18 protein-coding genes are annotated in these 20,253 nt (G+C 61.3%); 11 read left to right on the top strand and 7 right to left on the bottom strand.

Annotated features, from left to right (window positions below):
• The first annotated feature begins 18 nt into the window (after window positions 1–18).
• The 9 genes from B0G74_RS10440 to B0G74_RS10400 all read left to right on the top strand — a co-directional run bounded on the left by B0G74_RS10440 (window position 19) and on the right by B0G74_RS10400 (window position 10,739).
• Window positions 19–1,428, top strand: coding sequence for an MFS transporter (locus tag B0G74_RS10440; protein ID WP_132374727.1), 1,410 nt, complete (start codon window positions 19–21; stop codon window positions 1,426–1,428).
• A 9-nt stretch (window positions 1,429–1,437) separates the two neighbouring features.
• Window positions 1,438–1,983: a GAF domain-containing protein gene (locus tag B0G74_RS10435; RefSeq protein WP_132374726.1), complete on the top strand. Its 546-nt coding sequence runs from the start codon at window positions 1,438–1,440 to the stop codon at window positions 1,981–1,983.
• A gap of 162 nt (window positions 1,984–2,145) precedes the next feature.
• Window positions 2,146–3,294, top strand: coding sequence for a branched-chain amino acid ABC transporter substrate-binding protein (locus B0G74_RS10430; RefSeq protein ID WP_132374725.1), 1,149 nt, complete (start codon window positions 2,146–2,148; stop codon window positions 3,292–3,294).
• Window positions 3,295–3,354: 60 nt separating this feature from the next.
• Window positions 3,355–4,629 (top strand): FAD-binding oxidoreductase, encoded by a 1,275-nt coding sequence (locus B0G74_RS10425; protein WP_132374724.1) that lies wholly within the window; start codon window positions 3,355–3,357, stop codon window positions 4,627–4,629.
• Window positions 4,630–4,702: 73 nt separating this feature from the next.
• Entirely contained in the window at window positions 4,703–5,605 is a 903-nt protein-coding gene (locus tag B0G74_RS10420; protein ID WP_132374723.1) for a dihydrodipicolinate synthase family protein, read from the top strand.
• 57 nt (window positions 5,606–5,662) lie between these two features.
• A complete protein-coding gene (locus B0G74_RS10415; protein ID WP_132374722.1) occupies window positions 5,663–6,661 on the top strand; it encodes a 4-hydroxyproline epimerase in 999 nt (332 codons plus the stop codon).
• A gap of 46 nt (window positions 6,662–6,707) precedes the next feature.
• Window positions 6,708–7,943 carry an amidohydrolase family protein gene (locus tag B0G74_RS10410; RefSeq protein ID WP_132374721.1) on the top strand — a complete coding sequence of 412 codons (1,236 nt, stop codon included), beginning with the start codon at window positions 6,708–6,710 and terminating at the stop codon, window positions 7,941–7,943.
• A gap of 133 nt (window positions 7,944–8,076) precedes the next feature.
• A complete protein-coding gene (locus B0G74_RS10405) occupies window positions 8,077–8,754 on the top strand; it encodes a GntR family transcriptional regulator (RefSeq protein ID WP_243658260.1) in 678 nt (225 codons plus the stop codon).
• A 368-nt stretch (window positions 8,755–9,122) separates the two neighbouring features.
• The gene (locus B0G74_RS10400; RefSeq protein ID WP_132374720.1) at window positions 9,123–10,739 is read left to right on the top strand and encodes an aldehyde dehydrogenase (NADP(+)); all 1,617 of its coding nucleotides are present in this window, start codon (window positions 9,123–9,125) and stop codon (window positions 10,737–10,739) included.
• 76 nt (window positions 10,740–10,815) lie between these two features.
• Here the strand turns inward: B0G74_RS10400 and B0G74_RS10395 are convergent, their stop codons facing one another.
• Window positions 10,816–11,589 carry a pyrroline-5-carboxylate reductase gene (locus B0G74_RS10395; RefSeq protein WP_132374719.1) on the bottom strand — a complete coding sequence of 258 codons (774 nt, stop codon included), beginning with the start codon at window positions 11,587–11,589 and terminating at the stop codon, window positions 10,816–10,818.
• A gap of 129 nt (window positions 11,590–11,718) precedes the next feature.
• Between B0G74_RS10395 and B0G74_RS10390 the strand changes: the two genes are divergently transcribed.
• A complete protein-coding gene (locus B0G74_RS10390) occupies window positions 11,719–12,270 on the top strand; it encodes a cupin domain-containing protein (RefSeq protein WP_132374718.1) in 552 nt (183 codons plus the stop codon).
• Window positions 12,271–12,529: 259 nt separating this feature from the next.
• On the opposite strand, the gene B0G74_RS10385 is transcribed toward B0G74_RS10390, so the two are convergent.
• The 5 genes from B0G74_RS10385 to B0G74_RS10365 all read right to left on the bottom strand — a co-directional run bounded on the left by B0G74_RS10385 (window position 12,530) and on the right by B0G74_RS10365 (window position 17,535).
• Entirely contained in the window at window positions 12,530–13,000 is a 471-nt protein-coding gene (locus B0G74_RS10385; RefSeq protein WP_132374717.1) for a DUF126 domain-containing protein, read from the bottom strand.
• A gap of 10 nt (window positions 13,001–13,010) precedes the next feature.
• Complete coding sequence (locus B0G74_RS10380) at window positions 13,011–14,267, bottom strand: aconitase X catalytic domain-containing protein (RefSeq protein ID WP_132374716.1); 1,257 nt, start codon at window positions 14,265–14,267, stop codon at window positions 13,011–13,013.
• Between the two features lie 102 nt (window positions 14,268–14,369).
• Window positions 14,370–15,908, bottom strand: a complete 1,539-nt coding sequence (hpnR, locus tag B0G74_RS10375; protein ID WP_132374715.1) for a hopanoid C-3 methylase HpnR — start codon at window positions 15,906–15,908, stop codon at window positions 14,370–14,372.
• A 250-nt stretch (window positions 15,909–16,158) separates the two neighbouring features.
• The gene (locus B0G74_RS10370) at window positions 16,159–16,824 is read right to left on the bottom strand and encodes an ureidoglycolate lyase (protein ID WP_132374714.1); all 666 of its coding nucleotides are present in this window, start codon (window positions 16,822–16,824) and stop codon (window positions 16,159–16,161) included.
• Between the two features lie 96 nt (window positions 16,825–16,920).
• A complete protein-coding gene (locus tag B0G74_RS10365) occupies window positions 16,921–17,535 on the bottom strand; it encodes a TetR/AcrR family transcriptional regulator (RefSeq protein WP_132374713.1) in 615 nt (204 codons plus the stop codon).
• An 85-nt stretch (window positions 17,536–17,620) separates the two neighbouring features.
• Between B0G74_RS10365 and B0G74_RS10360 the strand changes: the two genes are divergently transcribed.
• Entirely contained in the window at window positions 17,621–18,751 is a 1,131-nt protein-coding gene (locus tag B0G74_RS10360) for an MBL fold metallo-hydrolase (RefSeq protein ID WP_132374712.1), read from the top strand.
• Window positions 18,752–19,202: 451 nt separating this feature from the next.
• On the opposite strand, the gene B0G74_RS10350 is transcribed toward B0G74_RS10360, so the two are convergent.
• Window positions 19,203–20,111 (bottom strand): LysR family transcriptional regulator, encoded by a 909-nt coding sequence (locus B0G74_RS10350; protein WP_132374711.1) that lies wholly within the window; start codon window positions 20,109–20,111, stop codon window positions 19,203–19,205.
• Window positions 20,112–20,253 lie beyond the last annotated feature (142 nt).

Genomic DNA, 20,253 nt, shown 5'->3' with positions numbered 1-20,253 from the left:
CATTGCGGGAGCAACTACATGTCACCGATTGCAGCCCGGCTCGAACGCCTTCCGTTCAGCCGTTTCCACTTCAAGCTGCTCATCATGGGCGGCTTGGGCTTCATGTTCGAAGCCGTTGACGCAGCCATCATCGCGTTTATCCTGCCCGTTGTTCGTACCAAATGGCATCTGACGAGTTTCGAAACCGGGCTTCTCGGTAGCAGCACTTATGTCGGCTTTCTCGTCGGCGCGCTATTCGCCGGCCTGCTAGGCGACCGATTTGGCCGCCGTGTCGTCATGATGTGGGCGCTGACCTTCTTCTGCGTGCTCACGTTCGCCAACGCGTTTGTGAACGACTGGCACACGTTCGCCCTGCTGCGAGCCATAGCCGGCATCGGCATGGGCGCCGAGGGCGCAATCATTGCGCCGTTCCTGGTGGAGTTCGTCAGCAACCGCTATCGGGGCGCCTTCACCGGCGCACTGGCCGGCTTCTTCTCGTTCGGTTTCGTGGCTGCGGCGCTGATCGGCTACTTCGTGATCCCGCTGAACCCGGAAGGCTGGCGTATCGCGCTGGTGATCGTTTCCGTGCCTGTCGTCGTGCTGCTGTGGTGGCGGCGTTCGCTACACGAGTCGCCGCGGTGGCTGGAGATTCGCGGCCGTCATGCCGAGGCCGAAGCCGTCGTGTCCGATATCGAACGGCAGATCGAACGCACGGGTGTGACGCTGCCTCCCGTCGTGCCTGTGGCGGGTGCCGCCGCCAGCTATGAGCACTCGGGTTCCTTCTTCGGAAACCTGAAGCTGCTGTGGAAGCCGCCGCTCGCCAAAACGACGTTGATGAGCTGGTGTCTATGGCTGTCGGTGACGTTCTGCTCTTACGCCTTCTTCGTCTGGATCCCCGGCTTGCTCGTTCAGCACGGCATGACCATTACGAAGAGCTTCTCCGTCTCGATCCTGATCTACCTCGCGCAGATTCCGGGCTACTACTCGTCGGCATATTTTTGCGAAAAGCTGGGGCGCAAGGCCACGATCGTCACGTACATGGGACTGGCTTGCGTCGCAGGTATCTGGTTGGCGAATGCGGGCAGCGACACATCGATCGTGCTTGCTTCGATCTTCATGTCCTTCGCGATGAACGGCGTCAACGCGGGCGAATATGCCTATACCCCTGAGGTGTTCCCGACGCATCTGCGTGCGACGGGGATGGGCACGGCTTCGGCGTTCGGCCGCATCGGCGCGATCTGCTCACCCATGCTGGTGGGCTACATCTACCCGCTGTGGGGTTTTGCCGGCGTGTTCGGCATGACCACCGTCATCCTGCTGATCGGCGCGCTCGCTGTGATTTTCCTGGGCGTCTCGACGACCGGGAAGACGCTCGAACAGATTTCCGACGAGGAGTACGGCTCAATGCGTCCCGACGCGCAAAGCGCCGCGCTTCGAACCGCGAAATAAGGAGTTTTCATGACGAACACAAACCACGCACACAATTTTCAGGCGATCGAGCGTCTGGCCGCGATTCAACAGCAAGGCGGCGACGCCGACAGCATATGGTCCGAGTTCGAGCGCTCCCTCACGGAGGTATTCGGACAGCGACTCTTCACGGTGCTGGCGTATGACGAGGCGTCGAGCCGGCTGGGACGTCTGCATAGCAATCGCCTGGATATCAATCCGGTAGGTGGGCTCAAGCGAGTGACGCAAAGCCGCTGGTCCGACCAGGTGCTTCGCCGCGGTGAGATCTTTGTCGGCTCATCGCGCGAGGATATCAAGGCGGTGTTTTCAGAGTACGAGATGTTGTGGTCGATCGGGTGTGAGAGCGTGCTGAACATCCCCGTGCGCAAGAACGGCGTCACGCTGGGCACAATGAATCTGCTTGGCGAAGCTGGGCTGTATGACCATGCTGATATCGGACTGGCGCTGGTGTTCGCACAACTGGCGGTTTCGCCGCTCGAAGATCAGGTTCACAGGCTGCGCGGCCTCGAGGATCCTGACTTCATGGAACAGGTGTAGGACCTGGGGCGGGGCGGCCGTCATCGCGCGCCGCCAATATTTCGGACGCATTTGACAGACCCGCTGAAGGGGCGCATCATACGCAGAATATTTGTATATTGGATCCAATATAATATGTTGCGGCGAACCCAACGCGGCTTTATGGGTAGTAAGGAGACTGGTATGAAAGTTCGCACGATCGCTTTTGCAGCTGCTGCTTCGGGATTCCTCGTCCTGTCCCTCGGAGCCGCCCAGGCCGCCGAAACACAAACGGTCAAGCTGGGTCTGGCCGCTCCGATGACAGGCGCGCAGGCGCAGTACGGCAAGGATTTTGAATCGGGTGTGCAGCTCGCCATTGACGACTTCAATGCCACGAAGCCCAAGGTCGACGGCAAGGAAACGAAGTTCGTGCTGGAGGCGCTCGACGACCAGGCGGACCCGAAGACGGGCACGGTCGTCGCCCAGAAGCTTGTCGATGACGGCATCAAGGGCATGCTCGGTCACTTCAACTCCGGCGTGACGATTCCCGCCTCGGCGATCTATTCACGCGCAGGCATTCCGCAGATTTCGACGGCAACCGCGCCCGCCTATACGCGCCAGGGCTTCAAGACTACGTTCCGGATGATGACGTCGGATACGCAGCAGGGCAGTGTGATGGGCAAGTACGTCGTCGAGACACTCCATGCGAAGCGTATTGCGATCATCGATGACCGCACGGCATACGGTCAGGGTCTTGCGGAGCAGTTCGAGACGGCAGTGAAGGCGGCTGGCGGCAACATCATCGATCATCAGTTCACGTCCGACAAGGCCGTCGACTTCAAGGCCATTCTGACCGGCATCAAGTCGAAGAATCCTGATTTCATCTACTACGCAGGCGCCGATGCGCAGTCCGCACCGCTGGTCAAGCAGGCGCGCTCGCTGGCAATGAAGGCAACGTTTGCCTCGGGTGAAATGTCGAAGACGGAAGATTTCATCAAGATCGCCGGGACGGCTGCGGACGGTGCGATTGTCTCGCTCGCGGGGCTGCCGCTGGAGAAGATGCCGGGTGGCGCGGGCTTCACGCAACGCTACAAGAGCAAGTTCGGCACTGAACCGACAACCTATGCGCCGTACACGTACGACGGCGCGATGGCCATGATGCAGGCGATGCAGAAGGCCAATTCGTCGGACCCGGCCGTCTACCTGCCGGTGCTCGCGAAGACTGACATGAAGGGTGTCACGAGTGAGCACTTCGCCTACGACAAGTTCGGTGATCTGCGCGACGCAATCATCACCGTCTACAAGTGTGAAAACGGACAGTGGAAGCCGATCACGGTACTCGGATCCAAGTAACTGAAGCAACGGCGGACGGCGAGTCTGCCGTCCACTCATGCAATACCTCGACTCACGGAAATGACTCAGCAAGCTCAACACTCCCGGACGACTCCCGACGTCGTGGTTATCGGTAGCGGAATCGTCGGTCTCGCCTGTGCGTGGTCCGCACTGCGCGACGGCGCGAGCGTCACCGTCATCGACCGCGACTTCGAAGGCGACCGTACGTCGCACGGAAACGCGGGCGGTATAGCCGTGACGGAGAGCACGCCCATTTCAGTGAACGGGTTGTACATGAAGGCGCTGAAGTGGCTATTCGATCCGCTGGGGCCGCTGGCGCTCGACTGGAAACATGTGCCGAGCGCGTTGCCCTGGTTCATGGAGTTTCAGCGCTCGGGCAACAAGGACCGTTTCCGCGAAATCTCGCTGGCTCTCGCCAAACTGAACAATCGTGTCTATGACGACATCGTCCCGATGTTCGAGGACATCGGTGCGATGGACAGTTTCTATCGCCGCGGCGCCTTGACGGTCTACGAAAGCGACGAAGCCTTCGCCGCGGATCAGCATGAATGGGAATTCAAGCGGGATCTGGGCGTGCGCTGGCATGCCATGTCGGCCGACGAGGTTCGCGATTGCGAGCCGTCGCTCGCGCCGGTTTTCCGCCACGGCGTATTTCTCGACGACTGGTCGCACATCGGTGACCCGAAGCGTCTCGTGACGCAACTGCGTGAGCGCGTGAAGCAACTCGGCGCTACGTTTGTCGTCGGCACCGTCAAGGCACTCGATCTCGCTGACGAGCTTGCGCCGGCAGCGGTCACCGAGACCGGTGAACGGGTGAAGGGGCGCCGCCTCGTCGTGGCGACGGGTGCATGGTCCGCCGCGCTGGCCGGATCGATCGGCGACCGCGTCCTGCTGGACAGCGAACGCGGTTACAACACGACGCTTCCCGCGCATGGCATCAGCCTGTCACGCGAAGTGATTTTCGCCGAACGCAAGTTTGTCGCCACCCCGCTGGATATCGGTGTGCGCATTGGCGGCGCGGCGGAGTTCGCCGGCCTCAAGGCGCCACCCAACTACAAGCGCAGTGACGCGCTGCTCGCGCTCGGCAAGCGCTTCCTGCCCGGCATCAACGACCAGGGCGCCGTGAAATGGATGGGGCACCGTCCAGCCACGCCCGACTCGTTGCCCGTCATTGGCCGGTCGCCACGCTCGCCGTCCGTCATCTATGCGTTCGGCCACGGTCATCTCGGGCTGACACAATCGGCAACGACAGGTGCGCTGGTTGCCGACCTGCTTGCCAATCGAACACCTGGAATCGGCCTCGATCCGTACTCGATCAGCCGCTTCCGGAATTAACGGGGCCCCCGCGACCTCGATCGACCCGCGGGACATCCCGCCTCTGATTATCATTTTTTGAAAAGGTGTAGCCATGCAAGTCAACTGGAAAGGTGTATTCCCCGCTGTCACGACGAAGCTGAAGGACGACGGTTCCCTCGATCACGAAGCCATCAAGGCGGGTCTGAATCGCCTCATCGAGAACGGCGTCGGTGGCGTCGTCATGATGGGTATGGTCGGTGAGAACGCCCAACTCACGCCGGAAGAGAAGCGCACGGTGATCAAGCTTGCGGTTGAGGTCGTGAACGGCCGCGTGCCGGTGATCGCCGGTCTCGCCGAAACCAATACGGCAAACGCGGTCCAATACGCGAAAGAAGCGCAAGCGCTGGGCGTTCAAGGCCTGATGGTTTTTCCGGGACTGACGTACAAGTCCGACCCGCGTGAAACCGTCGCCTTCTATAAGACGATCGCGCAAGCGTCGACGCTGTCCATCCTGCTCTATAACAACCCGCGTGGCTACGGCGTGGACCTCACGCCGGACCTGGTGGCACAGTTGCTGGAAGAGCCGACGATCGAAGCCATCAAGGAAGAATCGTATGACACGACGCGCGTCACCGATCTGATCGGCCGCTTCGGCGATCGGCTGGCAGTCGTGTGCGGTGTCGACGATCTGGTGCTCGAGTCGGCTGCCCTGGGCGCGAAGTGCTGGGTCTCGGGCATGGCTAACGCGGTTCCGAAGGAATCGGTCGAGCTACTGAATCTGGCGATTGCCGGCGACTATGAATCGGCCCGCAAGCTATACCGTGTACTGATCGACCTGTTCCACCTGGATACGCATGTGAAACTCGTTCAGTACATCAAGCTGGCGGAGAACATCACGGCGGGTTACTCGGAAGCCGTCAAGGCTCCGCGACTGAAGCTCGAAGGCGAAGAACGCCGGAGGGTCGTTGCAATCGTGGAGAAGACGCTCGCCGACGTGCGCGCCCTGTCGAAGTAATCCGCACGGGCCTGGACCGGGCCACTTTTTGCAGGTCATTCTGGATGGAGCAGGGCTATGAAATCGACATTCTTTTGCATCGACGGACATACGTGCGGCAATCCGGTCCGCGTCGTCGCAGGAGGTGCACCGCGGCTGGAAGGCGCGAACATGATCGAGCGACGCGCGCATTTTGAGCGCGAGTTCGACTGGATCCGGACATCGCTCATGTTCGAACCTCGGGGCCATGAAGTGATGTCGGGCAGTATCCTCTATCCGCCGACCCGTTCCGATTGTGACGTCGCCATCCTGTTTATCGAGGTCAGCGGATGTCTGCCCATGTGTGGCCACGGCACCATCGGGACGGTGACAACGGCCATCGAGCACGGTCTGGTGCGTCCGCGTGAACCGGGTGTGCTGCGTCTGGACACGCCTGCCGGTCTCGTGGTTGCGCGCTACAAGATGGACGGAGACAACGTCGACTCGGTGCAACTCATCAATGTTCCGTCATTCCTTCACTCGACGGACCTGACAGTTGAAGTCGAGGGGCTCGGCGAAATCCGCTTCGATGTCGCCTACGGCGGAAATTTCTACGCGATCGTCGAACCGCAGCAAAACTTTGGTGGCCTCCATACACTCAAGCCTTCGGATATCCAGCGTCTGAGTCCGATCTTGCGCCAGGCAGCGAACGAGAAGTACCTGTTCGTTCACCCAGACAAGGCGGAAATCCGTGGTCTAAGCCACGTGATGTGGACAGGCGAACCCACGGTCGAAGGGGCAAGCGCACGCAATGCGGTGTTCTACGGTGACAAGGCGATCGACCGGTCACCCTGCGGCACCGGGACTTCCGCCCGTATGGCACAACTGGTCGGCAAGGGCAAACTCAAGATCGGCGAGCGTTTTGTTCACGAGAGCATTATCGGCACGCTCTTCACTGGTGTGCCGGAAGAAGCGACCAGGGTCGGTGAACTCGACGCGATTATTCCGAGCATCGAAGGGTGGGCGCGGGTGACGGGACACAACACGATCTTTGTCGATGACCGTGATCCGCTCGCCAAAGGCTTTTTGCTGAAATGACCTACCGCGGCCCGTGGGCCGCTCAACTATCAGTTGAGGAATCGAAATGTTGATCCTGAAGAACGCACGTGTCCTGGACGTGAATCACGAAAACGACACGGCCCGCTATTCGATTGTCGTGGACGGGGATGTCATCAAGGAAGTGACCCGCGAGCCGGTGTCGATAAATGGCGCGCAGGTCATTGACGTCGGGGGCAAGACAGTCATGCCTGGCATGATCGATTGCCACGCGCACGTCATTGCCTCGGTGGCGCACCTTGGTAACAACGGGCGTTTGCCGAATACCTTCGCCGTGTTGCGGGCGGTACCTATCCTGAGCGGTATGCTCAACCGGGGTTTCACCACGGTGCGGGATGCCGGCGGCGCCGACTACGCGCTCTCGCGTGCCATCGAGGAAGGCGTGATCGCCGGGCCGCGGCTGTTCGTGGCCGGCAAGGCGCTCTCGCAGACGGGTGGTCACGGCGACTTTCGCGAGCGCTTCGACAACTCCGATCCTGATCCTTGCGGCTGCCATCGCAATCTCGGGGCAATCGGACGCATCGTCGATGGCGTGGACGACGTTCGCAAGGCCGTGCGGGAAGAGATGCGCGCCGGCGCGCATCACATCAAGATCATGGCTTCGGGTGGCGTTGCGTCGCCGACGGATCCGATCGGCAACCTGCAATTTTCCGTCGACGAGGTCAAGGCCATCGTCGAGGAAGCCGCGTCGCACCAGACCTATGTCATGGCACATGCCTACACAGGGAAGGCGATTGCTCGCGTCGTGAAACTCGGTGTGCGCACGATCGAGCATGGCAACCTGATCGACGACGAGGCGGCGGCGGTCATGGCGGAGTTTGGAGCGTTTGCGGTGCCCACGCTCGTGACCTATGACGCAATGAACAAGGTCGGTGCAAAAGCGGGTGTGGCGGAAAGCGCGCTCGCGAAAAACGAGAATGTTCGTATCCAGGGCCTGAAGGCGCTTGAACTGCTCAAACGCAACGGCGTGAAAATGGGTCTTGGCACCGACCTGCTGGGCGACATGCACGAGTATCAAAGCGATGAACTGACGATCCGTTCAGCCATTCTCGGTGCTTTCGAGACGATCTGCCAGGCCACCGCCGTAGGTGCCGAGATCGTCGGACAGCAGGGGCGTCTGGGCGTCGTGTCCGCGGGAGCCTTCGCTGATCTGCTGGTCGTCGATGGTGATCCGCTAGCGGATATCAGCGTGCTTGCCGGGCAGGGTGAGCGCATCGCCGGCGTGATGAAGAACGGCGCGTGGGTCCGGCAAACGTTGCAGTGACGCGGCGTCGGTCATTGGATTTTGTATCCGAAAGCCGGGAGCATGGTAGCATGTCCACTGTATCCTGAATCCCCACGTGAACCTGACCATGCCCCCGGTAGCCGCCAAACGTCGTACCAAAGAGGCGTCCGCGATGAGCGAAGTTATCGCGGACGAAAGCACGCGAAAAATCGTCCGGCCAACTACGGTCGAACTCGTCACCACGGCGGTTCGGCAGCGAATCCTGAGCGGCGACCTGGCGCCGGGTGAGGTATTGCGGCAGGAGGCGCTCGCCGAAGAGCTCGGCGTCAGCCGTGTTCCTATCCGCGAGGCAATCACCCGTCTGACGGCAGAGGGCTTGCTGATCAATGTGCCGCACAAGGGCGCCTATGTCGCTGAGCTGTCGATAGGCGAGGTGAAGGAGACGTTCGACATCCGGCTTCGTCTTGAACCGTGGATATTTTCGGAAGCAATCCCGCGCATCACCGAAGCCGAGATGGGCAAGGCGGAGCGGCTTATCAAGGAAATGGACAAGGCGGACTCGGGCGTGTGGGGGCAACTGAACTGGCGTTTGCACGAAACGCTCTATCTGCCTGCGCAGCGGGATATCACGCTTCAGTTGTTGCGGGTACTGCATGACCGCTGCGATCGGTATTTCCGCTTTCAGGCCGTGCAGGTGCCGATCCGCGAACAGTCGCATGACGAGCACATGGCGTTGGTCGAGGCGTGCAGGAAGCGCGACGCGAAGCTTGGAGCCAAACTCCTGGAGCAGCACGTCAAGACGGCCGCACAGCAGATCATGTCGGTTGTCGAGGCGGTGGTGACCCGTTGATTCCGCTGGTCAGCGTGTGCAATGCTTCGTGCTGTCTACCCTTGTCACGCTGAGAGCGCAGATCAAGTCCGCAACGCGTTTCGGTAAGCTCGCCGCGCATCCGTAGTGCTGATAGTGCGCGTCCGCGCGCTGCTACTTTTCCACGCGCTGCTTTTTCAACGCTGATTGCGTTCCACTACATCGCAGAAACGAACCTGCTATCTGCCCGGCGGACCCAAGACCTCGGCGGTGTTTGCACTGCGTGCGGTGACTTGCATAACGCGGTCGAGTCTAGTCAACGGCATTCACGGCGTGGCCTTCGGTCCCTGTACGAACCACGACTCCGCCGTAGTCCACGCCATCCCATTGAACCTTTTGAGGATATCGACATGACTCTTACTGGCGAAATGCTTATCGGCTTTTCCGCGGTGCGTGGCACCGAAGGCAGCCAGCGCGCGTTCAATCCTGCCACCGACGCCGAGATCCCGGAGCCATCCTTTGGTATGGGCGGCGCGGCGGAAGTCGAGCGCGCGGCCTCTCTGGCCGCGCAAGCCTTCGACGTGTTCCGGAACGTCTCCCTTGCGAAACGCGCCGCGTTTCTCGATGCAATCGCCGACAACCTCCTCGGTATCGGAGATGAACTGATCGAGCGGGCCCATGCCGAGACGGGTCTTCCCGTTCCGCGTCTGCAGGGCGAGCGTGGCCGCACTGTCGGTCAGTTGCGTCTTTTTGCGAAGGTCGTGCGGGACGGGCACTTCCTCGGGGCCACGATCGATCATGCCCAGCCGGAACGGCAGCCGCTGCCGCGTGCGGATCTGCGCCTCGCAAAAGTACCGGTTGGTCCCGTCGCTGTGTTCGGCGCGAGTAACTTTCCGCTAGCCTTCTCGGTTGCGGGAGGCGACACCGCTTCGGCACTCGCGGCGGGCGCACCGGTTATCGTGAAGGCACACGGCGCGCATCTTGGAACCTCGGAGCTGGTAGGTCGCGCAATCCAGAAAGCAGTCAAGGAGCAGGGCTTGCCGGAAGGCGTGTTTTCGCTGCTTTTCGGCGCCGGCCGCAAGCTCGGCGAAGCGTTAGTCGCGCATCCTGCCATCAAGGCGGTTGGCTTCACGGGTTCCCGTCAAGGCGGTCTCGCGCTGGTGCGGATCGCGAACGCTCGACCCGAGCCGATTCCCGTCTATGCCGAAATGAGCAGTATCAACCCGGTGTTTCTGTTCCCGGGCGCGCTCGCGAGCCGCGCAGAAGCGATCGGCAAGGCTTTCGCGGACTCGCTGACGTTAGGTGCCGGACAGTTCTGCACGAACCCGGGGTTGGTGCTTGCGATCGACAGTCCGGACCTCGAGCGTTTCGTCAAGGCGGCGGGCGAAGCGCTGGCAAGCAAGCCGGCCCAGACGATGTTGACACCCGGAATCTTCGATGCCTTCCGCAACGGAGCGCAAAAAGTCGACGCGGTTCAGGGCGTGACAAAGGTGGCAGAAGGCAGGTCGGCGGGCGAACTTCCGAATGCCGCGCAGGCTGCCTTGTATGTGACCGATGCACGCCGCCTGCTGGCTACGCCCGAGCTTGAAGCAGAGATGTTTGGCCCGGCTTCTGTGGTGATTCGTGCCCGCGACTTTGAGGAATTGCTATCGGTTGCGGAACATGTGGAAGGGCAGCTTACCGTCACTCTGCAGATCGATGCTGTCGATTATGCAGACGCCCAGCGCCTGCTGCCGGTGCTCGAGCGCAAGGCCGGACGTATCCTCGCCAATGGTTTCCCGACGGGGGTGGAAGTCTGCCACGCGATGGTTCACGGCGGTCCCTTCCCGTCCACGTCGAATTCGATGTTCACCTCGGTGGGCGCGACAGCAATCGACCGATTCCTGCGGCCTGTGTGCTATCAGGATCTGCCCGATGCATTGCTGCCGGCAGCGGTAAAGGGAGCCAATCCGCTGGCCGTTTGGCGTCTGGTTGACGGCGAGCTGAGCGCACCGGAGCAAGCCGCGAGTGCAGCGGCCAAAAGCTGACGTGCCGGAAAGTGCGGGTCGCCAATCCAACACCGGCGACCTGCAAAGGCGGCGGACTTTTCCCTCGAGCAGGTGTTCAGCGATTCTTGATGCGTTCGAGAACGCGATCGAGGGCGAGGTGCTGAGCGTCCAGTGCTCCCGCGCGTTCAAGATCGGCTGTCATCTGCTCATTCAAGCCGCCCGGCGTTGAAAATTCCTTCGACAGCTCGGCAAAGGTTTCAAGCCGCGTTTGGGCGGTGCGCGCCAGCCCGCTGAATAGCGACGCGAGGTAAGTCCGCGCGTCGGCGTAGGGAATGCCTTTGTCTTGCAGCCAGATTGCGTGTCTTTCGAGCATGGCGAAAAAACTGCCCATCAAGGCGGTCGACGCGAAAAGGCTGTCGAACGCATCTTCGTCGTCGACGGGTATTGCTGTGCCGAGCGGTGCGAAAAGCTCGATCGCGACAGGATCGGCCGGAAACACGATGGTCGGGCCCATTGCCTGGGCGACCATCGGCAAGGGGGCCAGACGCACTATATGCGCGACATCAGGCATCAACGCGGCCAGCCGCTCGCGATTCCACGTAGCAACGAAGCTGAGAACGCGGTGTGTTGGCCCAAGCCGAAGCTCCGACAGTACCTGTTGTGCGATTTGAGGTCGAATTGCCAGACAGAGCACGGTGCACCGATCCGCGACGTCCTGGTTGTCGCGTCCGACGTGCACTAGCGGGTGTTCGTGTGAAAGCCTTGCAGCGGTTTCGTGATTGCGAGGCGAGACCCATATCTCGCGCAGACCGCGCGGCTGTGCCGCCAAGCCGGTGACGATCGCCTGCGTGATGGTGCCTGTCCCGATGAAACCTATTCGCTCGATCATTTCCAGACCTCCTGCCTGAATGCCCGTATTCGCGGTGTAGGGAAAATATGCGTTGAACCATCTTTGGATACAGGATATTGTTTCACACTAGTGGGCTTGCTGTGCATCCCGCTTACAAGTGAGGCGCAAATGACGGATGACGCATCCGATAGCCCGGCCTCGGGCGTCAATCTTGACGACCGCGACGGCAAATCCCAGTTCCTGATCGTGTATCCGGGCGAGGAAGAGAGCTACTGGCAGCCCGTGCCCGCCAATGGGTATGCCGCGGTCCACGTTGCGCCCCACCTCGTGTCGATGCAGCGACCCTTTTCGGCAGGCACGCAGACAGTTCCACCCGGAGGCTTCGTTCGCCTGCACGCGCATGCAGAGTCTGAAGAGGTGCTTCACTTCATTCGGGGAAAGGGAACGGCAATAGTGGAGGGGCGCGAGTATCGAATCGAGCCTGGCGTGACGGTCTTTCTCGGGCCTCGACAGTCGCATACGTTGATCAACGACGGGACCGAAGACCTGCACTGGGTGTGGTTCTTTCTACCGTCCGGCCTCGAGACATTTTTCAAGGCTATCGGACGTCGGCGCAATCCTGACGAAGAGGCTCCAGGCCCGTTTAAGAGACCCGAGAACGTCAGCGAAATCGAAGCGAGCACAGGGTTCGCACCGTTGGAAGCGAAGCGCGCAGAATAGGGCGCTTGCGTCGGCCGTTTCTTTTACTGTTTCAGGACAGAGTTTGTCATGGTACACATCGCATCACCGCGTTCATTCCATCACCAGATCAGGAACATTGGCCATCGCAACGGCCAACGCTCGAACGCTGCCGCGCTGGTTTCTTCCTATGCGGCACTTCTGAGGCCGCCGCTTTCGGGGCTAGCAGGCAATACGCTCGAGCGGGCTGATGTCGCTTCAGTCGCTATCCTGGGTTACAACTAGGGTTTGTGCGAAACCGCTACGCGTCGCGGCGTCCTTCGCCTTCACTGTCCTTGACATAGATGCTCGCAGGCCGCGCGGCATCGCACGCGTCAAGCTCCAGTGTCGCGGTGAAAGACGCAATCTGCGCGAACACGTTCTCGCCGACGCTCACCACCGGCACGTCGAGGGCGTAGAGCTCATTGGCGGCAATCACACCGATGGCGAGAATCAGGTCGCGTTCCGCCAATATGATGCCGCTCGGGCCAGTCCCGTTGCGCAACGCTTCAGCCAGCACGCTGCTGCTGGAACTCGATCCGCGCGCTCGCGCCATCACGAGCATCCGGCCTTTCAGGCTTTGACCGTAGCCGGAATGGGTCTTGTCGATGATCATCCCGCTTTCGGCATCGTAGCCGCCCCAGAAGCTCAGGGGCGGCAGCGCGATTGCAAGGCCGCTTGCGCGGCCCGGAACGAGTACTTGCCCGGCAAGCACGGTAGTGGGTGAAATCATGGTCGTCGCTTTAGCCGGCCAGTTCATCGATGCAAACTCTCCCTTCGAAGGCTGAGCGAACACACTCGGCCATGCTTCCAAACGCAACGGTGACACCGATGTTCGCAGGTGCGTAGTGGGCCCACTTCCCTGAGTTAGTCATCACGAGTCCACTGATCTGTTTCATCACGGGAGTGATGTAGGTGCAGGTGTCCACCACAATCTGGACGCCGCGGGAGGCGAGTTGCTGGGCGACCCCTTCAGCTTCGATCTGCCACAGCACGAAACGGCTCGTATTCACATAGAAGTCGCATCGTGGCGAGCCATCGTGTTCTTCGAACAGCTTGCCAAGCGTGTGGAACTCATCGACCGAAAAATGCGGGGTTCCCAGACTGATCGCGGCGAGTGGCTCGCTAGAACGAGCACCGTTCCACTTTCGATGGATGCCGACGAGATCCGCCTCGGTGACAACAATGGTCCGTTCCGGTTCGCCGCCTTGCAGCGCGGCGTCGAGTGTCGGCGCTTCCGGCGTGATGCCTACCGCGTGAAAGAGCGCCACAGAGCCACTGGAAGCGGCTGCCGCGCCCAGAGCCTTAAGCTCGTCTTCCGTTGTGTCGACAGGCAGTCCCGTGATTGCCGCCACCGTCGCGCCGGCATTGAGGCCAAGCAGAAAACCGAGCGCCGCGAAGCAGGCGTCGCGTCGCGGGGAATCACCGAAGCTGGGCGCTTCGAGCACGATGCGGGCGGCCCTGTTTTCGGTGACGTGCAGTCCGGCGTTTGGCACGCGGCCGGTAATGGCCGCCGCAAGATCAAGAAAATCGCCGTAGCGACTTGTACGGGCGCCCAACACGGAGTTGGCGAAAACGATCGCGTTCGATTCAGCCCATGCGATCTGATCGCCCAGACGCGGGCGGTGCTTGAGTTGATACGGCGCGCATGTGAAGGTCGCTTCGCAGCCGAGTTCCAGATGCGCTTCCATCAGGCGTTTGGCAGCATTCGCAATTTCCGCTTTGCCGCGATACAGCTCTGGATGAATGAGATCGAGCGATCCGACATTGAGCGTGGTCGGCACGGCGACCCGCGTTCCGGATGCGACAAACCGTTCGACGAAATCGAGACTGACGGATCCGTGATACAGACACCCGTCGATGTGGGCGGAGGAAACGTCGACGAGTTCCTGGGCGTTCATCACATGCGCCGTGGCGGCAACTATTCGCATCGCGAGCGCTGCACCTTCACCCAATTCACCACTCAGCATTGCTTTGTCACGAACCGATAGTTCAAGCACTGTCGCCTCTTCGTTGTGGTCATTCTCAAATCAGGAATGAGGATACCCGAAGTCCGCATCGGCGACTGTATGACCGCTGTAAAGAACGGCTAGATCAAAACATCAGCCCGCACCCGTGCGGGTTTCGTCGACGAAGCTTTCCGTTGCATCGTCGAGCTTGCGGCCCTTGCGTCCCGCCGGCCCGTGCACATACAGCACCTTGACATTGGCGTGCTCGGTCGAGGCGGCGGGCGGCGTCATCGAATACCGGACTTCGCGCGCGTGGTCGTTCAATTGCAGGTTCGGATTGAACACCGAGTTGAAGCGCCACAGCATCCGCACAAAGTTCGTTTGCCCGTGCATCAGCAGATGTGCCGCTTCGCTCGCCGCGCCGCGCAGTGCGCTCCAGCCAAGGTGTTTCCGGTTGAGTACCTGCTGCGTGCGCACCAGTTCGCGGTAGAACTCGGGCAAGGGCAGCTTCGTCGGCAGGACGGCGTGCTGGATGTCATAGAGCCGGTAGTCGAGGCTCGTCAACTGGCGATGCTCGCGCAGCCAGATTTCCGTACCCGGATAAGGCGTGTTCACGCTGATGTTGACGATCTCGGGAATCTCCAGACACCATTGCCTGATCGCTTCGAAGCGGTCATGGTCCCAGTCGGGATCGGCGATCAGATTGATCGCGACCGTGATGCCGAGCGAGCGCGCGAAGGCGAGCGCCTCGAAGTTCTTGTCGAGATTGACGCGCTTGCGAAACGCCTTGAGGCCTTCTGCATCGATCGCCTCCATGCCGATAAACATGTATTGCAGGCCCAACTCGCGCCAGTATTCGAAAACCTCCTTGTTGCGCAACAGCACATCGCCGCGTGTCTCGAGGTAGTACTTTTTACGTATGCCGCGGCGCTCGATTTCGCGGCCGATCGCCATGCCGTGATCCGCATGCACGAAGGCGACGTCGTCGACAATGAAGATGCCTGGCTCGCGAATCGACGCCAGTTCGTCGGCGATCACTTCGGGGCTGCGCGAGCGATAGCTGCGTCCGTAGAATGTCCACGCACTGCAGAACGTGCAATCCCACGGGCAGCCGCGCGCGAATTCGATCGAGGCACACGGATCCAGCACGCCGATGAAGTATTTGCGCCGATGTCGCAGCAGATCGCGCGCGGGGCGAACCTGATCGAGGCTTTCGGCGAAGCCTGGCAGCGGTCCTTCGCCGCGGCAGGTCACGACGCCAGGTATCGACAATAGATCGGCGTGGCGCGCGACGGCGTCGAGAAGTTCGGCGACCTTCGCTTCGCCTTCGCCTCTTAACACGCAGTCGATTGCGCCGTCGGCGTGCTTGAGCATATCGGCTGCGGTGAACGACGCGCTGTGTCCGCCCACGAACACGAAGCAGTCCGGCCACTGCGCCTTGATCGCTTTCGACAGATCGATGATTTCGGGAATATTGGCGAGGTAGTTGCCGGAGAAACACACGGCATCAGGGCGCCATTTGCGGATCAACCGCTCCAGATCGCGATGCGATTCGACTTGCAGGTCGAGCAACCGGACCTCGTGCGCAGCCGCGCGGAGGACGGCCGCGACTGTCTCCAGGCCGAGCGGTTCGAGTCGCAGGAACACGCGGGTGTACATCAAGCCACTGGGATGTACGGCGAGCACCTTCATGAGATCTCCTTGGCAGAAAGGGCGCGTCCGAGACCTGTCGGTGCGCGCCGGACCTTCCTGCAGAAATCCTTGGTACGGTTGACTGCCGCGCCTTGCGTCCTGGCGATGTCAACGCGCGCGGCTTCTTGCGATTCTACTGCCCGTCGTCGCGGCTTGCTCGTATGAGGGCAGAGGCGCAGTGACTGCGTCGCATTGATTTGGCACAGGCGACGACAAAACCATCCGCGCTCTACCGCTGCGGGTCGCCGCCTCAACCAGACCGTTGCGCCTCACGGGCGATCGGCGCCTCGAGAAGACAACCGAACTCGCGGGCAAAGTCGACAGAGACCCGTGCATGGACGGCGCCCTGCTTGTCAAAGAACCGCTGGGTCCCGCCAAGAGCGAACACCCCTTCATGCCAGATGTTCGGATGGATGTAGAGACCCTGCTGTCCATCGAAGCGAAAGCACACGAACTTCTCCGGCGCAATGTCGTCGCCGGGCAATGCCAAGGGAACGTAGAACGGGCGATGGTCGAGAGGGAAGAACAGTTGCCCACCATCCGGGTGGTAGTTCGCGTGCCAAAGCAACATCCGTTCCGGTGCATGGGCGTTGTCGTCACGGGCAGCTTCAGGCTCTGTCGCGTACGCAAGAATGTAGTCGCCGCCCACGGCCTCGTTTGAACCGTACAGAATGTCCCCGCGCCATTCGCTCACAAACGTGCCTTCGGTAGTGCCGGCCTCGTCACCGGTTCCGGCGTCTATGGGCCGTGTCCCCATTGCAGGCCACTGCACGATCTCGATCGGGCACTCGCTCGGATTCGCCACGAGCCTGCCAAATCCGTCAAGCGTTGTCGGGGTCGCGTCGACCACGGGCATCGACACGCGCCGGAGGCCAGGAGGAAGAGCGGGGTTGAGGTAGTCGATCTTTTGGGACATCGGCACAGTTTGAACGGGTCGAAAATACAGATTGTAGACGCTCGAACAAGACGTTTGGCCGACCCTTATGCACATGAAAACGCTCCGGCGGTCCGCTCATGCGTAGCGTGCGAGGAACATGTCGGCGGCCGATTCCGCGACCTGCTTTTGCTCCCGTTCGCCGAGCGGCGCCTGGCCCATCGTCACCTGCGGCCAGAAGGCGAAGGCCTTCACCAGCGCCTGCAGTTGCAGCGCCGCGAAGAGCGGATTGTCGGTCTTGAGACGGCCGTCGGCGACGGCCGCCCGGATCCACACGGTCAGGTCTTCCTCGCGTTCGCCGAGGCGCGCGACCATGTCCCGCGCCCGCTCCGGCGAATGGATCCCGGCCGCGATCGCCACACGTGCCAGCGACAGAAAGGACTCGTCGTTCAGGAGCCGCAGCTTGCGGCCCAAAAGGTCGAGCAGCTGCGCGCGCAACGGTTCGTCGGCGCGGTAGGCGGGCGCGTCGCCGCTCTGGCTCGCGTCCCACAACTGATGGAGAATCGCGGCGAAAAGGGCTTCCTTGCTTGGGAAATGGTTATAGACCGTACGTTTGGAGACGTTCGCGCGGGCGGCGATGCGGTCCATGCTGGTCGCGTCGTAGCCGGCCGCGAGGAATTCCTCGATCGCGGCTCCGACGATGGCGACCCGCTTGCGGTCAGTCAGGCGTTGATGGGTGGCACTGGGATCCATAAAAGGATTTTACACCGGGCAGTTTACTTTTCTCGAAAATAAACTACACTGGCTAGTGTACATTTATCTACGGATGGCCTGACTTATGACGTCGCTTCCCGCTGTTGTCAGCCGCATGCTTGGCTTTACCGCCGCGCGACGCGGTCGCGCGTTGTCCAGCACCTCGCCGCAGCACGACGGCGAACGCTTTCGCAACGTCAAGCCGCGTCCCGTCGAGGGCCTGCGCAAGACGCTCGGCATTGTGTGGAACGTGTTGCTCAACAAGCCGAACGGCACCGTTCCGACAGACGCGTTGCCCGTCGATGCGCTGACGCGTGCGCAGCTCGATGCGGCGCCCGACCGCAGCCTCTACCGGCTCGGCCATTCGACGATGCTGCTGAAGCTGCGCGGCCAGTTCTGGCTGACCGATCCTGTGTTCGCCGAACGTGCCTCGCCGTTCCGGCATCTCGGCCCGAAGCGCTTCCATGCGCCGCCGATCGCGCTCGCCGATTTGCCGCCGTTGCGCGGCGTGATCCTGTCGCACGATCACTACGACCACCTGGACCGCGAAACCGTGCTTGCGCTCGCGCAGACCACCGGCGTGTTTCTAACGCCGCTCGGCGTCGGCGACCGGCTGATCGAATGGGGCATCGACGCATCGAAGGTGCGGCAGTTCGACTGGTGGCAGGGCGCCGACGTCGATGGCGTGCAGTTCACCGCTACGCCCGCACAGCATTTTTCCGGCCGCAGCCTGTTCGACGGCAACAGCACGTTATGGGCGTCGTGGGTGATCGTCGACGATGATCTGCGTGTGTTCTTCAGCGGCGACACCGGCTACTTCGAAGGCTTCAGGACGATCGGCGAGCGCCTTGGGCCATTCGACGTCACGCTGGTCGAGACGGGCGCCTACGACGCGCAGTGGCCGTACGTTCACATGCAGCCCGAAGAAACCGTGCAGGCGCACATCGATCTGCGCGGCCGTTGGCTCGTGCCAATTCACAACGGCACCTTCGACCTCGCGATGCATCGCTGGCAGGAGCCGTTCGAAAGGGTGACGGGCCTGGCCCTCGCTCGCGGCGTCGTGTTGTCGACGCCCCGCATGGGCGAGCGGCTGGATCTGAGCGCGCCGCATCGCGGCGAGCGCTGGTGGCGCCACGTTGCCGAGACCGTCGCTGCACCGAAGGCCGCATGGCGTCTGTGCCCCGCGCGCAATGCCGGAGATGCGGAGTCTTCGTGATCTTTTGCGAGCGTCGCCTGTCTGAAGGCACGCTCACCTGGGGCCACACGGAGTGCATTGCGGGCATGACCATCGGCGCGCTGTCGACCGCCGGGTGATCTGCGGGCGGCTGCGTCGAACAGCAGCCAGATCAACCCGCCCAGGGTTCGTCGTCCCCGGTACTTAGCGTCGCGATGCGCACACGGTTGCGGCCTTCCCGCTTCGAACGGTAGAGCGTCTCATCGGCGCGTCGCAGGATGCCTGGCTACCCCATGTAACGGAAATGCGCCGGTCACGCCGGCAACCGCGACGTTGCGCCCAGCGATGCTAGCAGCAAACCTCGCTGCGGATTCGAGCGCTTTGACGAGCGGCACGGCTACCCGACCAGGCGTATCAGGCTGAATCCCCTAGCCCCCGCGCGAAGCTTTCAAAACACCCTGGCGAAACCGTTTGAGGCAAGCTCGACTTGCGTTCAGAACGGCACGTGCTGACGACACACGCTAAGCACCAGCTGCCGAAACCAACGATGAACAGGGTCATTCTCTAAACGAGGATGCCACATCTGAGAAATCGTAAAGCCATCGGTCGCTACAGGAAGCTCGAAAGCGTAGACGGACGCGGCATGCTGAGCGTTCGCGAACGATGCAGGCAGGAGCGCAACCAGATCGGACGCGCGCGCCACCGCCAACGCGGCCGGAAAGCTGGGCACGACCGCTACGGTCGTTCGTTCCAACCCTAACAGGGCAACCGCAGCGTCGAGAGAATCAATTATCTGGCGACCGTGCGGAGCGACTACGTGGCCAAACGCTGCGTATTGCTCGGTAGTCACTTGCTGTTTCATGTCGAGTGCATGTCCCTTTCTGACAACAGCGACGTAGCGGTCTCGAAACAATGCCCGGACGCGTATTTCAGGTCCCATTTCCTCCAGGACACCAATCTCGAGATCGGCCGAACCATTTCGAAGATACTCCGCACTCTTTTCCGATTTGGACGAGAAGTGCAAACGCACAAGTGGCGCCACTGCAGTCACTTCAGCAATCAAGGGTGCACCGAGGGCTTCCACGAAAGCTTCATTGGCACGAATCCGAAAGGTTCTGCGCAACGTTGAAAAATCTGGCGCCACCGGCGACGGATGGAGCAAGGCGCGCGCCTCAAGAACAGTATTGTGTGTCTGCTCACGAATCTCCTCGGCGTACGGCGTCAGCACCATGTGGCGCCCGGCGCGGACCAACAATGGATCGCCGGTCGCAGCACGAAGGCGAGTCAGCGTGCGGCTCATTGCCGAGGCACTCAGATGCAGCGACCGGGCAGCGCGCGTCACGTTTTTCTCGGTCAGCAACGCGTCGAGCGCGAAAAGTAGATTGAGGTCCGGTTCAGGCATCGCTTGATCGTAGTCAGCAAGGTGAGATAGGGCGTTCGATGCATATATTAGTTGCATTCAGCGCGGCTTCCGCCATGCCCCATGAACCGCTACATTGGTTTGCGTGATTGACCCAGGAGGATCGCTCCCGTTACGTTCAGGT

The organism is Paraburkholderia sp. BL9I2N2 (assembly GCF_004339745.1).
Taxonomy (GTDB): Bacteria; Pseudomonadota; Gammaproteobacteria; order Burkholderiales; family Burkholderiaceae; genus Paraburkholderia.
Note: the sequence above shows the minus strand (reverse complement) of the source record. Positions and strands in the feature narration are given on the sequence as shown.

Coding starts and splice junctions, on each gene's coding strand:
- B0G74_RS10440 (WP_132374727.1), top strand. CDS start 19: ATGTCACCGATTGCAGCCCGGCTCGAACGCCTTCCGTTCAGCCGTTTC.
- B0G74_RS10435 (WP_132374726.1), top strand. CDS start 1,438: ATGACGAACACAAACCACGCACACAATTTTCAGGCGATCGAGCGTCTG.
- B0G74_RS10430 (WP_132374725.1), top strand. CDS start 2,146: ATGAAAGTTCGCACGATCGCTTTTGCAGCTGCTGCTTCGGGATTCCTC.
- B0G74_RS10425 (WP_132374724.1), top strand. CDS start 3,355: ATGACTCAGCAAGCTCAACACTCCCGGACGACTCCCGACGTCGTGGTT.
- B0G74_RS10420 (WP_132374723.1), top strand. CDS start 4,703: ATGCAAGTCAACTGGAAAGGTGTATTCCCCGCTGTCACGACGAAGCTG.
- B0G74_RS10415 (WP_132374722.1), top strand. CDS start 5,663: ATGAAATCGACATTCTTTTGCATCGACGGACATACGTGCGGCAATCCG.
- B0G74_RS10410 (WP_132374721.1), top strand. CDS start 6,708: ATGTTGATCCTGAAGAACGCACGTGTCCTGGACGTGAATCACGAAAAC.
- B0G74_RS10405 (WP_243658260.1), top strand. CDS start 8,077: ATGAGCGAAGTTATCGCGGACGAAAGCACGCGAAAAATCGTCCGGCCA.
- B0G74_RS10400 (WP_132374720.1), top strand. CDS start 9,123: ATGACTCTTACTGGCGAAATGCTTATCGGCTTTTCCGCGGTGCGTGGC.
- B0G74_RS10395 (WP_132374719.1), bottom strand. CDS start 11,589: ATGATCGAGCGAATAGGTTTCATCGGGACAGGCACCATCACGCAGGCG.
- B0G74_RS10390 (WP_132374718.1), top strand. CDS start 11,719: ATGACGGATGACGCATCCGATAGCCCGGCCTCGGGCGTCAATCTTGAC.
- B0G74_RS10385 (WP_132374717.1), bottom strand. CDS start 13,000: ATGATTTCACCCACTACCGTGCTTGCCGGGCAAGTACTCGTTCCGGGC.
- hpnR (WP_132374715.1), bottom strand. CDS start 15,908: ATGAAGGTGCTCGCCGTACATCCCAGTGGCTTGATGTACACCCGCGTG.
- B0G74_RS10370 (WP_132374714.1), bottom strand. CDS start 16,824: ATGTCCCAAAAGATCGACTACCTCAACCCCGCTCTTCCTCCTGGCCTC.
- B0G74_RS10365 (WP_132374713.1), bottom strand. CDS start 17,535: ATGGATCCCAGTGCCACCCATCAACGCCTGACTGACCGCAAGCGGGTC.
- B0G74_RS10360 (WP_132374712.1), top strand. CDS start 17,621: ATGACGTCGCTTCCCGCTGTTGTCAGCCGCATGCTTGGCTTTACCGCC.
- B0G74_RS10350 (WP_132374711.1), bottom strand. CDS start 20,111: ATGCCTGAACCGGACCTCAATCTACTTTTCGCGCTCGACGCGTTGCTG.